Consider the following 1056-nt stretch of genomic DNA (forward strand, 5'->3'; position numbering starts at 1 on the left):
AATGCGCTGGCGGCCAGCCTGCGCAACGGAGCGCAGCCCCATCCGGGTGCCGCCGTGCTGTCGCCGTCGCTGGCCCGCTTCTGGGCCATGCTGGAAGCGCGGCTGGCCCGGCTCGATTCGCATGAACACCTCGACCTGTGGCTGGATGAAACGCTGCAGCGCGAGGAAATGCGCGTGGCCAACCGGCTCGACCTGACCCGCACGCTGGTGCGCATCGCGCCTATGCTGGGACTGGCGGGTACCATCATCCCGCTCGGGCCGGCGTTGCAATCGCTGCTGGCCGGCGATATGGCCGGCATGGTCAACCACCTGGTGGTCGGTTTTGGCGCGGTGGTCTGCGGCCTGGTGCTGGGCGGCATTGCCTACGTGCTGACGCTCACGCGCGAGCGCTGGGCGCGTGCCGATCTCAAGGAGATGGAAAACCTGTGCGAGCTGGTGCTGCGGGCCATGCCCGCGCCAGCGGTGCCGGCCGGTCGCGGTGTGGTGCATGGCGCACTGGCGGGGGCGCTCGCCTGATGGACACAGGCCACGGACACCAGTTCAGGCGCAGGCGCTTCGTGCGCCGCCGCCGCGCGCAGGGCGAGCTTGCCTCGGTGCATCGGGAAGACCCGCTGGCCGGTGTGGCCAACCTGTTCGATGCCTCCATCGTCTTTGCCGTGGGCCTGATGGTGGCGCTCACGCAGGCCTTCAGCCTGACCCAGCTGCTCAATCCCGAATCGCAGTTCACCATGGTCCAGCGCGACCCTCGCACCGGCGAGTTGCAGCTGCTCGAGAAGAACCGCAAGGAGGTCAAGGTCAGCAAATTGTCGGCGCAGCAGAAGGCAGGCGAGGGCACCCGGCTGGGCGTGGCTTACCGGTTGCCCGATGGCAGCGTGGTGTATGTGCCGGAAGGCGCACAGGCTGGCACCCACCCCGTTCCGGCCCCGCCGGTGCCGGCCGCACGCTGATGGCGTGGATGCGCCGGATGGCCGCCACGGCATCCATGGCTCGGATGGCGTCGCTGCGCTGGCTGCTGCTGGCGCTCGGCCTGCTGTGCTGGCTTGCGGGCGCATCGGG

Annotated in this window: 2 protein-coding genes; both read left to right on the top strand. The window is 69.7% G+C overall.

Annotated elements, in window-relative coordinates; all coding sequences use genetic code 11:
• Window positions 1-516 (top strand): MotA/TolQ/ExbB proton channel family protein (locus tag P3W85_RS01610; protein ID WP_276263486.1); only part of this gene is annotated, 516 nt, incomplete at its 5' end.
• Entirely contained in the window at window positions 516-947 is a 432-nt protein-coding gene (locus tag P3W85_RS01615; protein ID WP_276263487.1) for a DUF2149 domain-containing protein, read from the top strand. The genes P3W85_RS01610 and P3W85_RS01615, both read left to right, overlap by 1 nt.
• Window positions 948-1056: the final 109 nt, after the last annotated feature.

The sequence above is a fragment of the Cupriavidus basilensis genome, from assembly GCF_029335485.1.
Taxonomy (GTDB): domain Bacteria; phylum Pseudomonadota; class Gammaproteobacteria; order Burkholderiales; family Burkholderiaceae; genus Cupriavidus; species Cupriavidus basilensis_E.

Bases quoted from the DNA above. Each gene is read 5' to 3' on its own strand.
- P3W85_RS01615 (WP_276263487.1), top strand. From the start codon at position 516: ATGGACACAGGCCACGGACACCAGTTCAGGCGCAGGCGCTTCGTGCGC.